The organism is Streptomyces sp. NPDC018964, assembly GCF_044390325.1.
Taxonomy (GTDB): domain Bacteria; phylum Actinomycetota; class Actinomycetes; order Streptomycetales; family Streptomycetaceae; genus Streptomyces.
Map to the genome: position 1 here is coordinate 236354 of NZ_JBIRYZ010000002.1, position 13309 is coordinate 249662.

Here is a 13309-nt window from a genome sequence, read left to right on the forward strand (position 1 = left end):
CCCGACCGCCGCGCGTCTCCTGACGCCGTCCCGCCGCACATAGGCTGGGGCGCATGACACCAGGGGAGGGGGAACGCCCCCGCGCGCTGCCGGCGGGGGCTTCGCGGCGGTGGGTACGGCTGCTGCCGTGGGGCGTGGCGTTCGTACTGTGCGTCGCCCTCCTGCCCACCACCATCCAGGTGCTCACCGCCGACTACGGCCTGAACGGCGGCATCGCGAGCGCGCTGGCCGTCGCGCAGGCGGCACCGCTGCTGCTCGCCGTCGTCCGCCCGCTGCGGGCCTGGTACGTGATCTTCACCGCGGACGTGGCCGGGGCGCTCGCCCTGCTCACCGTCGACTTCGAGGAGCGGCTCCTGTGGCCGTTCCCGCCCATGGGGATCGTCGGGTACATCGGTCTCTGCCTCGCCCTCGGCCTGCGCGAGCCGCGCCGGACGTTGCTGCTGGTGTGGCTGGCGACGGCCGCCGCCAACGTCGGCCTGGGGTTCGCCGCGCCCCACGGCACCACCGCCAGGACCCTGCTGCTGACCATCCTCGGCGGCGTCACGCTGCTGCTCGCCGCCGCGCTCCGCGAGCGGTACGAGGCCCAGCGCAGGCTGGCCGAGCAGGAGACGATCAGCGAGGCCGAGCGCGACCGGCGGACGCTGCTGGAGGAACGCGCCCGCATCGCGCGCGAACTGCACGACGTGGTGGCGCACCACATGTCCGTCATCACGGTGCAGGCGGACACCGCGGAGTACCGCCTCGACGAACTGCCGCCGGACGTGCGGGAGGAGTTCACGTCCATCGCGGCGACCGCACGCGAGTCGCTCGGCGAGATGCGGCGGCTCCTCGGCGTCCTGCGGAACGAGGAGACGCACGGCGAACTCGCGCCCCAGCCGGGCCTGACGCGGATCGGGCAGCTGGTGGAGGCGACGGTGCGGGCGGGCATGCCGGTGGAGTTCACCCCCTGCGACGCCGACGTGCCCGAGGCGCTGGGGCTCTCCGCGTACCGCATCGTCCAGGAGGCCCTCGCCAACGTCGTGCGGCACGCGCCGGGTGCTCCGACGCGGGTGTCGGTGTCGGTGTCGGAACCGATACCGGAGCCGGGGTCGGGGGCGGGGTCCGGCACGGAGGACGGCGCGCACCTCACCGTCCTCGTCGTCAACGGGCCGCCGCCCGAACCGCCCGCCGGGCCGCTCGAGGAGGGCGGCACCGGGCACGGCCTCGTCGGCATGCGCGAGCGGGTGCGGCTCGCCGGCGGCACCCTCGACGTGGGGCCGCTGCCGGACGGCGGCTTCCGGGTGGCCGCACGACTTCCCCTGACAGAGAAGGACCTCACGTGACGACGCGAGTCATCATCGTCGACGACCAGGCCATGGTGCGGGCCGGCTTCGCCGCGCTGCTGGCCGCCCAGAGCGACATCGACGTGGTGGGCGAGGCCCCCGACGGCGCACAGGGCGTCGAGCTGAGCCGGCGCACCCGTCCCGACGTCGTGCTGATGGACGTCCGCATGCCCGAGATGGACGGCCTCGAGGCCGCGCGCCGCATCCTCGCGCCCCCGCCGGGCGCGACTCACCGGCCGCGCGTGCTGATGCTCACCACGTTCGACGTCGACGACTACGTCTACGAGGCGCTGCGGGCGGGCGCGAGCGGCTTCCTGCTGAAGGACGCGCCGCCGGCCGACCTCATCACGGCGGTACGCGTCGTGGCCTCGGGCGACGCGCTGCTCGCCCCCTCCGTGACGCGCCGCCTCATCGCGGACTTCGCCCGGCAGCGTCCCGCCACCCGGGGCAGGCCCGCGCTGCGGCTCAAGGCCCTGACGGAACGTGAGACCGAGGTCCTCACCCTGGTGGCCCGCGGCCGGTCCAACGCCGAGATCGCGGAGACGCTGGTGCTGGCCGAGCAGACGGTGAAGACACACGTGAGCCGCGTCCTCACCAAGCTCGACCTGCGCGACCGCGCCCAGGCGGTGGTCTTCGCGTACGAATCGGGACTGGTGGCCCCGGGGGAGTAGAACACCCCCTTCGCCGGACCGTCCCCGGCCGTCCTCGCCCCCTCGCCGGGCTGTCTGCCGGCCACCCCCGGCTGCCTTCGGCTGTCTGCCGGCCACCCCCGGTCGCCTCCGGCTGTCCTCTGGCCCTCCGGGGCATCCACGGCTGTCTCCCGGCCGCCCCGGGCCGCCCTCGACCCTTCGCCGGGCTGTCTGAGGCTGTCTTCGGTCGTCTCCGGGCCGTCTCCTGGGGCCCTCTCCGGCTGTCCCGGCCGTCTCCGGGGCCGCCCCCGGCCGTCTCTCCAGGCTTTCCCCTGCCCCGCCCCCTGCCAGGGGACCGTGCCCCGGATTCCGGATGCGTCGTCGTTCGAGGTGGAGCGGCCCGCAGGCCCGGCGCTCGTACGGCGCTGGTGCCGGTGTCCCCGAACCGCGCCGGACGGCGCGGGCGGGCCGCGGCCAGGCCCCGGCGGCGGACAGGGCTCGTCCTCCTCCACCCCCTACCGCGGTAGCACCCCCACATTGGCTCCCGGGTATGACGCCCGGCGCGCAGCCGTCCCCGCACTCTCCACCCGTCGGCACGAGAACATCGCGAGAGGGCGGAACATGAGGCTACGCAGCGGCAAGCGACAGAGCGGCGAGCGACAGAAGGCGGACGACCGGCCGGAGGCACCGGCCGCCACACCCGGTCTCGCCGTCGAACTGCGCGGCGTCCGGCGGCAGTACGGCCGGGGCGCGGGCGCCGTGCACGCCCTCGCGGGCGTCGACCTCGCCCTCCCGCGCGGCACGTTCACCGCGGTCATGGGCCCGTCGGGGTCCGGCAAGTCCACCTTCCTGCAGTGCGCCGCCGGGCTCGACCGGCCGTCGGCGGGATCCGTGCGCCTCGGCGGTACGGAGATCACCGGGATGAACGAGAACGAGCTGACCGAGCTGCGCCGCACCCGCCTCGGCTTCGTCTTCCAGGCGTTCAACCTGCTGCCGTCACTGACCGTGGAACAGAACGTCCTGCTGCCCATGCGCCTGGCCGGGCGGCGTCAGGACCGCGGCCGGGCCGCCGCGGTGCTCGCGCGGGTCGGGCTCGCCGACAAGGCGCGGCGCCGGCCGGGCGAGCTGTCCGGCGGCCAGCAGCAGCGGGTGGCCGTCGCCCGCGCCCTGGTCACCGACCCCGACGTGATCTTCGCCGACGAGCCCACCGGCGCCCTCGACACCGGTACCGCCGCCGAGGTCCTCGGACTGCTCCGGCACGCGGTGGACACCCTCGACGCCACCGTCGTCATGGTCACCCACGACCCGGCCGCGGCCGCCTGGGCGGACCGCGTGCTGTTCCTCGCCGACGGGGCCTTCGCCGACCACCTCGAACGGGGCTCGGCGGAGCGGATCGCGGCACGGATGACCGCGCTCACCGGCCGTACGCGGGCGACGGCCGGTGCGGGGGTGGCGGCGTGAGCCTCAAGCCCAACGGCCTCGCCCGCGCCGCCGTACGCTTCAAACCGGCCTCGTTCGCGGGCACGTTCGTCGCGCTGATGATGTCGGCGCTGATCGTCGCGGCCTGCGGTGTCCTGCTGGAGACCGGCATCCGTGCCTCGGTGCCGGCGGAGCGGTACGCGAACGCGCCGGTCGTCGCGGCGGCCGACCAGTCCGCACGCGTCGTCGCCGACACCGTCGACGGCCCCGAGGAGACCGCGTACCCGCTGCCGGACACCGCCCGCGTGGACGCGGGGCTCGCGGCGAAGGCCGCCGGGGTGCCGGGCGCGGCCACCGCCGTACCGGACTTCACCTTCCCGGTGCACGGCGACGGCCCGTCGGGCGCGCTGACCGGCCACGGCTGGGGCTCGCACGCCTTCACCGGCACCGCGCTGTCGAAGGGCGCCGCACCGCGCGAGGGCGAGGTCGTCCTCGCCGAGGACGCGGCCCGCACCGCGCGGGCCGGCGTCGGCGACACCGTCGTACTGGAGACGGCCGACGGACGCGCCGGCTTCCGGGTGTCCGGGCTGGCCGAGGCCGGTGCCGGGGACACCGTGGGCGAGGAGGCGGGCGGCGCGGGCACCGCCTGGTTCGCCGACGCCGAGGCGCCCGTACTGGCCGGGCACCCCGGCAAGGCCGACGCCATCGCCGTACTGGCCGAGGACGGCACCGACCCCGACGCCCTGGCCGCCGCCGTGGAGAAGGCCCTCACCGGCTCCGGCGCGCGGGTGCTCACCGGTGACGACCGCGGCGAGGTCGAGGACCACGGGCTGGCCTATGCCAAGGAGACGCTCCTCGCGGTCGGCGGTTCCTTCGGCGGGATCGCCACCCTGGTCGCGGTCTTCACCGCGGCCGGTACGGTCGCGCTCTCCGTCGGCCAGCGCACCCGAGAGTTCGCGCTGCTGCGCGCCGTCGGCGCCACCCCCCGGCAGATCCGCCGCGCGGTCGCCGCCGAGGCGCTGCTCGTCGCCCCGCTCGCCGGGCTCCTCGGCTGCCTGCCGGGCATCGGGCTCGCGCACTGGTGGTTCGGCCAGATGCGGGACCGCGGGGCCGTTCCGGAGGCGGTCGACCTGCACGTCTCGGGGTTCCCGCTGCTGGCCGCCGTCGGGGTGGGGCTGTTCACGGCGCTCGGTGCCGGCTGGGCGGCCGGGCGCAGGCCCGCGAGGATCAAGCCGGGCCAGGCGCTCGCCGAGGCCTCGGTGGAGCGGCTGCGGCCGGGTGTCGTCCGTACGGTCCTCGGGCTGGCCGCCGTCGGCGGCGGTGCGGCGCTCGCCGGGGTGGCGGCCTCCGCCGCCGGTTCCGACGCGGCCAACGCCTCCCTCGGTGTCGTCATGCTCTTCATGCTGGCCGTCGCCCTGCTCGGGCCGGTCCTGGCGCGGCTGTGCGCGGCGCTCTTCGGGCTGCTGCTGCGCGGCGGCGACGCCTCCGCGTCGCTGGCCGCCGCCAACTCGCGCGTCAACTCCCGCCGGCTGGCCTCCGCGATCACTCCGATCGTGCTGGCGATGGCCTTCGCGTCGACGCTGGTCTTCATGCACACCAGCGAGAGCCACGTCTCCTCGGAGCAGCTCCGCGAGGGCGTCACGGCGGACCACGTCGTCACCGACGCGGCGGGCCTGCCCGCCGACGCCGCCGACCGCGCCGCCCGCGCCCCGGGCGTGGACGCGGCCGTGAGCCTGCTGAACACGCAGGTGCTGGTGCCCGTACGCGGCGGTGGCGAGACCTCGCTGCAGGGGATGGCGACGCAGGGCGTCTCGGGCTCCGGCGCGCAGCTCGCGAAGGTCCAGGACCTGGACGTGCGCGACGGCAGCCTGGACCGGGTGGGGCCGGGCCGTATCGCCGTCGACAAGACCCTCGCCACCGCCGCGAAGGTCGGCCTCGGTGACGAGCTGGCGCTCCTCCTCCCCGACGGCACGAAGGCGGCCCCGCGGGTCGTCGCGGTCTACGGCCGTGGTCTGGGCCTGCCGGCGGTGACCATGGACCGCGCGTCCCTGGACGGGCACGTCACGTCGGCCTTCGCCGACACGCTGCTGGTCAGCGGCGGCGACGCCGAGCCGCTCACCGCGCTCGGCGAGGTCACCGACGCCTCCGGCTACGCGCTCGCACGGAACGTGGACCGCGAGTTCGGCGCCTGGGCGAACCACATGATGGCCGCCGTCCTGGGCGGCTTCGCCGCCGTCGCCGCGGTCAACACCCTGGTGATGACGGTCCTGGACCGCCGTCGCGAACTGGCCGTGCTCCGCCTCGTCGGCTCCACCCGCCGCCAGGTGCTGCGCATGCTCGGCTGGGAGAGCCTGCTGGTGTCGGCGGCGGGCGTGGCCCTGGGCACCGCCATCGCCATGATCACGCTGACCCCGATGATGCGCGGCCTGACCGGCGAGTCCCCGCACGTGCCCCCGCTGCTGTACGCGGCGTTCGCCGCGACCGCGGTGTCCTTCGGCCTCCTCGCCGTGACCCTCCCGGCCCGCGCGGTACTGCGCGACCGGGATGCCTGAGACCCGCCGCGGTCGCACCTTCCGTAAGGAGTCCCCCATGCAGGAGTCCCCCATGCAGCAGAAGAGCAGGACCACAAGCACGGACGCCGGAAGCACCGGCGCGGCAGGCACCGGCACCGGAGCGGGCACGAGAGGGCGCGGGCGGCTCGTCGGCCTGGTGGTCGTCCTGGCCCTGGTGAACTTCGTGGTCGACTCGGCCGTCACCGCGCCGCTGATCGTCCTCCCGGAGATGCTCGACCACTTCGGCACCGGTCAGGCGGCGTGGCTCAACGCCACCGCGATGCTGGCGGGGGTGCTGTGGGCGCCCCTGCTCGGGAAGAGCGCCGACATCCACGGCAGGCGCAGGGTGCTCGTGCTGACGCTGCTCATCAGCTGCCTGGGCGCCCTCGTGTGCGCCGTGGCGCCCGGCCTCTGGGTGTTCGTGGTGGGGCGTGTGCTGCAGGGGGCGGCCCTGGCGGCCGTGTTCCTCTCCGTCGCGATCGTCCGGAGCGTCTGCGCGCCCCGCACCGCGATGATCGTCGTCGGCGTCGTGACCTCGGGTTCCGCGGTGCTCAACATCGCCTCCCGCTTCCTCGTCGAGGAACTGGCCGCGGAGTCCGGCTTCCAGGTCCTGTTCCTCCTGTCGGCCGCTGTCGCGGCGGTGATGGCGGTCTGCGTGCGCGCCGTCGTTCCCGAATCCCCGGTCAGGACACCGGGCAGGATCGACGTCGGCGGCGCCCTCCTCCTCGGCGGAGGTCTCGCCGGGGTGCTCGGTTACGTCAGTCTGGGCTCGGCCCTCGGCTGGCTCGCCGGCGGCCCGCTGGCCCTCCTCGTCGGCGGCGTCGCGGCACTGGCCAGGTGGTTCCTGGTCTCGAGCCGGAAACCCGACCCCCTGATCGACGTCAGGAACCTCGGCGGGCCCCTGGTGCTCACCCTCCTCGTCGTCTTCCTCGCCGCCGGCTCCTACCAGAGCATGCTCCAGCTCATCCCCCTCGTCGGTGACGTCCCGGCGGGCCAGGACCTCGGGTACGGGCTCGCCGGCCAGGGATCGGTGGCACTGCTGCTGGCGGCGCCGGGACTCGGCGTCACGCTCGGCGGCCCGGCGGCCGGATGGCTCGCCGCACGCGTCGGACCGGCCACGACGCTGGCCGGGGCGGTCATGCTCGGAACGGTGGTGACCCTCGGGATGTTCCTCGGGGTCTCCCGGCTCCCCGTCGCGCTCTGCTGCGGATTCCTGCTGGGCGTCACGGTGGGGGCGCTCGGGACGTCCGGCTTCAACATGGCGGGCGGCCTGGCCGCCCCCGAACGGCAGGGCATCGTCTCCAGCCTGGTCATGGTCATGGTCTCGATCGGGGCGGTGGTGCTGGACTTCGTGGGCGCGGCCGTGCTCGAGTCGACCGCCGTGGTCGTCGACGGCGAGACGGTGAACTCGGCCACGGGCGTGTTCGGTTACGTCGCGCTCGCCTCCGGCGCGTTCACGCTCGCCGCGGTGCTGGCCGTCCTGCTCGTGCGGAGCACACGCCATGGCCGCGGCACGCCGTCGCCCGGCCCCGCGCGGGACACGGCGTGACGGCCCCCCCGAGAAGACCCACGGAAGCGGACGACGGTTTCCCCGCGTACGAGGCGGTCCGAGCCGGTCTCCGCGTTCCCCGGAACATTTCGTATTGATCAATACAGTCAAGGGAGTTGACGCATGAACACGGGAAACGCACCGAAAGGCACGGTCCTGGTGTCCGGCGCGAGCATCGCGGGTCCCGCCGTGGCGTACTGGCTGCGGCGGTACGGATTCGAGGTGACCGTGGTGGAGAAGGCCGGCGCGCCGCGGGGCGGCGGATACCCGGTCGACGTGCGCGGCACCGCGGTGGAGGTGGCCCGCCGGATGGGGATCCTGCCGCGGCTGCGGGAAGCGCACATCGCGTCGCGCCGGCTGACCTTCCTCGACGCCGACGGCGGCGAGGTGGCGGTGGTTCACCCACAGGCGGTGGCCGGCGGGGTCGAGGGACGCGACGTCGAGGTGACGCGCGGGGACCTGGCGGACATCCTGTACGAGACCGTCCGCGACGAGGTGGAGTTCGTGTTCGACGACTCCGTCGACACGCTCACGGAACACGAGCACGGCGTCGACGTCACCTTCCGCAGCGGCCTGCGGCGCGGCTTCGACGTGGTCCTGGGCGCGGACGGACTGCACTCGCGCACCCGGGAGCTCGTGTTCGGCCCCGAGCGGCGGTTCCACCGCTACCTGGGGTACTGCTTCGCCGTGTTCACCATGCCCAACACCCTCGGGCTCTCCCACGAGGTGCTCCTCTGGAACACCCCGGGAAGGGCCGCGGCGCTCTACGCGGTCGGGGACAGCGACGAACTGCACGCATTCCTCACCTTCGCCCGCCCCGAACCGCCGTACGAGGTCCTCCGCGACCCCGAGGCACGACACGACCTCGTCGCCCGCACCTTCGCCGGCGACGGATGGGAGGTCCCGGCCGTGCTCACCGCCCTGCGCCACGCCGACGACCCGTTCTTCGACACCGTCGGCCAGATCCGCATGCCGCGCTGGTCCCGCGGCCGGGTCGCGCTCCTCGGCGACGCCGCCCACGCCCCGTCGTTCCTGACCGGGCAGGGGTCCAGCCTCGCCCTGGTCGGCGCCTACGTGCTCGCCGGATCACTGGCCGCCCACCGCGACCACACCGCGGCCTTCGCCGCCTACGAACGCGACGTCCGCGGATTCGTCGAACTGAACCAGGCGCAGGTCGGTGAGGGCGGCGGATCGCTCTTCCCCGTCACCGCCGAAGCCCTGGAGGAACGCAACGGCAGACTGCGCGGCCTCACCGCCCCGCCGCCGCGGACCGGGCGCCCGGCCCACACCGCCCTCACCCTGCCCGAACCCTTCGGGGACTGACCGGGAAGGGCCGGACACCCCTCAGTACGTTCCGATCTCCACCCGCGGCGGCCCGTCGTGCCAGGTGCAGAAGACCGACACCCGGTCCGCGCCCGAGGAGAACTCCACCCGGATCCACGACTCCGTCTTCCACACCTGCATCGACCAGCCGGCCCCCGGTGTCGCCGACACCAGCGACGCGGAGGTCTCGCCGAGGTCGAACACCGCCCGGCCGCCCTCGGTGTCGTAGCCCTTCACCTGGCCGGAGGCGGCCGGAGCGGTGAGGGAGGGAGAGGGGGAGGGCGGGGGCGCGGAGGTCCGGGACGGCTTCGGCTCCGGTGCGGGGGACGACGCCACGTCGGGCTTCGCCGACGGCCTCCGCGCCTCCGCCGGCTCCTTCGAACGCCGCTCCGCCTCCGGCGGCCGCCGCGTCGAGGACGACACCGCCTGCGACTTCTCCCCGGCCGCCGCGATGGGCAGGGCACGGGGCGGGTCGTAGGCGGTGCCCTCCATCACCGTGCTGACACCCCACCATGACAGCGTGACCGCCGCGCCCGTGGCGAGCAGCCAGGCCAGTACGTGTACGAGTCCTCTGCGCATCGTCGGGCCATACTGCCTCATCCACCTCAGGAGTGTCGTGGCCGCGGAGGTTTCCGGAGTTGTCCACAGGCCCGCGCCCGCTCCGCCCGGCATGGCGTACGGTGCGGCGCATGGCAAGTGTTCTCGTGGTCGAGGACGACCAGTTCGTCCGCTCGGCGCTCATCCGGCAGCTCACCGACGCCTCGTACACCGTGCGCAGTGTGGGCACGGCGCTGGAGGCGCTGCGCGAGGTCGCCCATCACCGTTTCGACGTGGTCGTCCTCGACCTCGGACTGCCCGACCTCGACGGCTCCGAGGCCCTGAAGATGCTGCGCGGCATCACCGACGTACCGGTGATCGTCGCCACCGCCCGGGACGACGAGACCGAGATCGTACGGCTCCTCAACGCCGGCGCGGACGACTATCTGACCAAGCCCTTCTCGGTGGAGCACCTCTCGGCCCGGATGTCGGCCGTGCTCCGCCGGGCCCGGGCCGGCGGAGGGGAGGCCGCGCCCTCCCCGGTCATCCGGGTCGGCGGCCTGACCGTCGACCCGCTGCGCCGCCAGGCCGAACTGGACGGCGTACGCCTCGACCTGACCCGGCGCGAGTTCGACCTGCTCGCCTTCCTCGCCGGACGCCCCGGTGTGGTCGTCCCCCGCAGGGAACTGCTCGCCGAGGTGTGGCAGCAGTCCTACGGCGACGACCAGACCATCGACGTCCACCTGTCCTGGCTGCGCCGGAAGCTGGGGGAGACCGCCGCCCGGCCCCGCTACCTGCACACCCTGCGGGGCGTCGGCGTGAAGTTGGAGCCCCCCGCCGCGCAGGCGCCGCACATGCCCGGAGCGGAGCCGCCGCGATGAGATGGGCCCTGGTGAAGGTGTCGCTGGCGGTGACCGTGATGGTCGTGGTCGCCTTCGCGGTGCCGCTCGGTCTGGTCATCCGGGAGATGGCCCGTGACCGTGCCTTCTCCAACGCCGAGCGGGAGGCGGCGGCCGTCGCCCCCGCGCTGTCCATCACCACCGACCGCGACCAGCTCGAACGCGTCGTCGCCTCCGTCGGTTCCGACGCCGCGATGGCCGTGCACATCCCGGCCGGCGACGGCGGCGAGTCCCTCGACATGGGGGAGCGGCGGGCCACCGAGGAGGACATCGCGGCCGTGCGGGAACTGGGGCGCGTCTCCACCTCCCCCGTGACCGGCGGCTCGGCCCTGCTCCAGCCGGTCGCGCTGAGCAGCGGTGAGATCGCCGTCGTCGAGGTGTTCGTGCCCGAGTCCGAGGTCACCAACGGCGTCGGCACGGCCTGGGCGGTGCTCGCCGGGGTCGGGGTCGCGCTGATCCTCGGCTCGGTCGCGGTCGCCGACCGGCTGGGCGTACGGATGGTGCGGCCCGCGCAGCGGCTGGTGGAGGGGGCGCACGAACTGGGCGAGGGGAAGCTGGGCGCCCGGGTGCCCGAGGAGGGGCCGCACGAACTGCGGCTGGCGGCGGTGGCGTTCAACTCCATGGCCGACCAGGTCGTCCAACTGCTCGCCAACGAGCGGGAACTGGCCGCCGACCTCTCCCACCGGCTGCGTACGCCGCTGACCGTGCTGCGGCTCAACGCCGCCTCCCTCGGCGACGGTCCGGCCGCCGAGCAGACCAGGACGGCGGTCGAACAGCTGGAGCGGGAGGTGGACACCATCATCCGCACCGCCCGCGAGGCGAAACCGCAGACGGCGGCCGCCGGGCCCGGCGCCGGCTGCGACGCGGCCGAAGTGGTGCGCGAGCGGATGGCGTTCTGGTCGGCGCTCGCCGAGGACGAGGGCCGCAAGTGGCGGGTGGCCGGCGCCGACCGGCCGGTGCGCATCCCCGTGGCCCGCACCGACCTGGCCGCCGCCCTCGACGCGCTGCTCGGCAACGTCTTCCGGCACACCGCCGAGGGCACCGCGTTCGCGGTCGACGTGCACAACGGCGAGGACGCGGTGATCGTGCTGGTCTCCGACGCCGGCCCCGGCATACCCGACCCCGAGGCGGCGATGGCCCGCGGCCGGGGCTCCGGCAGCGACGGCTCCACCGGGCTCGGTCTGGACATCGTGCGCCGGCTCGCCGAGTCCACCGGCGGGGACGTACGGATCGGCTCGTCCGTGCTCGGCGGGACCGAGGTGCGGATCTGGATCCAGCTCGACGGACGCGAACGGGCGCCCCGGCGGCGCGGGCACCGCGGGAGCGTGCGGCGGCGGCGCGGACCGGGCCGGCTGGTGGCGTCCTTTAACCGGCCCCGATCCCTTCCTTAAGCGCACCCTAAGATCCTCGACGGCCTTCCGGATCAGGAACTTTGTCCGAATCCGGCTCGCTAGCGTGCTGCCGCACCCCCCGAACGGCAACGAAGGCAGGCACGCGATGAGCACGCACCGGCGCAGGATCAGCGGCAGGAACAAGGCGATCGGCGCGGTGACCGCCGCGGCCGTCGCCGGCGGCGGCGCGTTCCTGTTCACCAGCACCGCCCAGGCGGCCGGCGTGGGCGCGGCGTACACCAGGACCAGCGAGTGGTCGACTGGGTACACCGCCCAGTACGTGGTGACCAACAACAGCGGCGAGCGGAACCAGAACTGGAAGCTGGAGTTCGACCTGCCCGCCGGCACCGAGCTCGGCTCGCTGTGGAACGCCGAGGCCGGTGTGAGCGGCCGGCACGTCACCGTGCGGCCGGCCAAGTGGGACACCGACGGCCTGGCCGCCGGCGAGTCCGTCACCGTCGGCTTCGTCGCCAAGGGCACCGGCGACCCGGCCGGCTGCCTGGTCGACGGCGCGAAGTGCTCCGCGGACAGCGGCCCCACGCCGGAGCCCAGCGGCCGTCCCACCGACGCCCCCACCCCCACCCAGGAGCCCACCCCCACCGAGGAGCCGACCCGGCCCGAGGAGCCGACCGCCGAACCCACCGAGTCCACCGGCACCGGCAACGGCACCGCCGCCGGCTTCGCGCCCTACGTCGACACCTCCCTCTTCCCCGCCTTCGACCTGGTCGCGAGCGCCGAGGCGACCGGCGTGAAGAACTACAACCTCGCCTTCATCACCGACGGCGGCGGCTGCACCCCCAAGTGGGGCGGCGTCAGCGGCCTCGGCGACAACGCGGTGGCCGACCAGATCGGCGCGCTGCGCGCCCGGGGCGGCGACGTCCGGGTCTCCTTCGGCGGCGCGGCCGGCTCCGAACTCGGCACCACCTGCGCCTCGGCGGACGCGCTCGCCGCCGCCTACACCAAGGTCGTCGACACCTACAAGCTCACCAAGGTCGACTTCGACGTCGAGGGCGGCGCCCTGCCCGACGCGGCGGCCAACACCCGCCGCGCCCAGGCGATCGCCACGCTCCAGAAGGCCCACCCCGGCCTGGACGTCTCCTTCACCCTCCCGGTGATGCCGGAGGGCCTCACCCAGGACGGCGTGAACCTGCTCGCCGACGCCAAGAAGAACGGCGTGCGGATCGACGCCGTCAACATCATGGCGATGGACTACGGACCGGCGTACAGCGGCGACATGGGCACCTACGCCGAGCAGGCCGCCACCGCCACCCAGGCCCAGATCAAGGGCGTCCTCGGACTGAGCGACGCCGAGGCGTGGAAGACGGTCGCCGTCACCCCGATGATCGGCGTCAACGACGTCGTCACCGAGGTCTTCAAGGTCGACGACGCCACCCAGCTGGTGAACTTCGCCAAGTCCAAGGGCCTCGGCTGGCTGTCCATGTGGTCCGGCACCCGCGACCAGCAGTGCGCCGGCGGCACCAAGCCGTCCGCCGACCCCACCTGCAGCTCGATCCTCCAGGACGAGTTCGCGTTCACGAAGGCGTTCGCGGCCTACGAGTGAGCCGCTCCAAGAAACGGGGCGCGGCACTCCCCTAGGGTGCCGCGCCCCCCCCCCCCCGGGCCCCCCCCCCCCCCCCCCCCCCCCCCCCCCCCCCCCCCCCCCCCCCCCCCGGCCCCCCCCCAAAACC

Annotated in this window: 10 protein-coding genes; 9 read left to right on the forward strand and 1 reads right to left on the reverse strand. The window is 74.5% G+C overall.

The genetic code is table 11. The features are described from left to right. Positions 1-53 precede the first annotated feature (53 nt). The 6 genes from ACH5AO_RS03880 to ACH5AO_RS03905 all read left to right on the forward strand — a co-directional run bounded on the left by ACH5AO_RS03880 (position 54) and on the right by ACH5AO_RS03905 (position 8794). On the forward strand, positions 54-1322 hold the full coding sequence (locus tag ACH5AO_RS03880; protein ID WP_398921462.1) for a sensor histidine kinase: 1269 nt from the start codon (positions 54-56) through the stop codon (positions 1320-1322). Further along, positions 1319-1993, forward strand: a complete 675-nt coding sequence (locus ACH5AO_RS03885) for a response regulator (protein ID WP_398921464.1) — start codon at positions 1319-1321, stop codon at positions 1991-1993. Before ACH5AO_RS03880 ends, ACH5AO_RS03885 begins: the two co-directional genes overlap by 4 nt. 579 nt (positions 1994-2572) lie before the next feature. After that, on the forward strand, positions 2573-3412 hold the full coding sequence (locus ACH5AO_RS03890) for an ABC transporter ATP-binding protein (RefSeq protein ID WP_398921466.1): 840 nt from the start codon (positions 2573-2575) through the stop codon (positions 3410-3412). Next, complete coding sequence (locus tag ACH5AO_RS03895; RefSeq protein WP_398921468.1) at positions 3409-5922, forward strand: ABC transporter permease; 2514 nt, start codon at positions 3409-3411, stop codon at positions 5920-5922. The genes ACH5AO_RS03890 and ACH5AO_RS03895 overlap by 4 nt, the downstream gene beginning before the upstream one ends. A 37-nt stretch (positions 5923-5959) precedes the next feature. Beyond that, positions 5960-7471: an MFS transporter gene (locus tag ACH5AO_RS03900; protein ID WP_398921469.1), complete on the forward strand. Its 1512-nt coding sequence runs from the start codon at positions 5960-5962 to the stop codon at positions 7469-7471. Positions 7472-7594: 123 nt separating this feature from the next. Then, positions 7595-8794, forward strand: coding sequence for an FAD-dependent monooxygenase (locus tag ACH5AO_RS03905; RefSeq protein WP_398921471.1), 1200 nt, complete (start codon positions 7595-7597; stop codon positions 8792-8794). Between the two features lie 21 nt (positions 8795-8815). Here the strand turns inward: ACH5AO_RS03905 and ACH5AO_RS03910 are convergent, their stop codons facing one another. Beyond that, positions 8816-9373, reverse strand: coding sequence for a hypothetical protein (locus tag ACH5AO_RS03910; protein ID WP_398921473.1), 558 nt, complete (start codon positions 9371-9373; stop codon positions 8816-8818). A gap of 110 nt (positions 9374-9483) precedes the next feature. On the opposite strand from ACH5AO_RS03910, the gene ACH5AO_RS03915 reads away from it, so the two are divergent. From ACH5AO_RS03915 to ACH5AO_RS03925, 3 genes are all read left to right on the forward strand, one after another. Beyond that, positions 9484-10212: a response regulator transcription factor gene (locus ACH5AO_RS03915; RefSeq protein WP_398921475.1), complete on the forward strand. Its 729-nt coding sequence runs from the start codon at positions 9484-9486 to the stop codon at positions 10210-10212. After that, a complete protein-coding gene (locus ACH5AO_RS03920) occupies positions 10209-11621 on the forward strand; it encodes a sensor histidine kinase (protein WP_398921477.1) in 1413 nt (470 codons plus the stop codon). Before ACH5AO_RS03915 ends, ACH5AO_RS03920 begins: the two co-directional genes overlap by 4 nt. Before the next feature lie 106 nt (positions 11622-11727). After that, complete coding sequence (locus ACH5AO_RS03925; protein WP_398921479.1) at positions 11728-13182, forward strand: cellulose binding domain-containing protein; 1455 nt, start codon at positions 11728-11730, stop codon at positions 13180-13182. Positions 13183-13309 lie beyond the last annotated feature (127 nt).

Coding starts and splice junctions, on each gene's coding strand:
- ACH5AO_RS03880 (WP_398921462.1), top strand. CDS start 54: ATGACACCAGGGGAGGGGGAACGCCCCCGCGCGCTGCCGGCGGGGGCT.
- ACH5AO_RS03890 (WP_398921466.1), top strand. CDS start 2,573: ATGAGGCTACGCAGCGGCAAGCGACAGAGCGGCGAGCGACAGAAGGCG.
- ACH5AO_RS03900 (WP_398921469.1), top strand. CDS start 5,960: ATGCAGGAGTCCCCCATGCAGCAGAAGAGCAGGACCACAAGCACGGAC.
- ACH5AO_RS03905 (WP_398921471.1), top strand. CDS start 7,595: ATGAACACGGGAAACGCACCGAAAGGCACGGTCCTGGTGTCCGGCGCG.
- ACH5AO_RS03910 (WP_398921473.1), bottom strand. CDS start 9,373: ATGCGCAGAGGACTCGTACACGTACTGGCCTGGCTGCTCGCCACGGGC.
- ACH5AO_RS03915 (WP_398921475.1), top strand. CDS start 9,484: ATGGCAAGTGTTCTCGTGGTCGAGGACGACCAGTTCGTCCGCTCGGCG.
- ACH5AO_RS03920 (WP_398921477.1), top strand. CDS start 10,209: ATGAGATGGGCCCTGGTGAAGGTGTCGCTGGCGGTGACCGTGATGGTC.
- ACH5AO_RS03925 (WP_398921479.1), top strand. CDS start 11,728: ATGAGCACGCACCGGCGCAGGATCAGCGGCAGGAACAAGGCGATCGGC.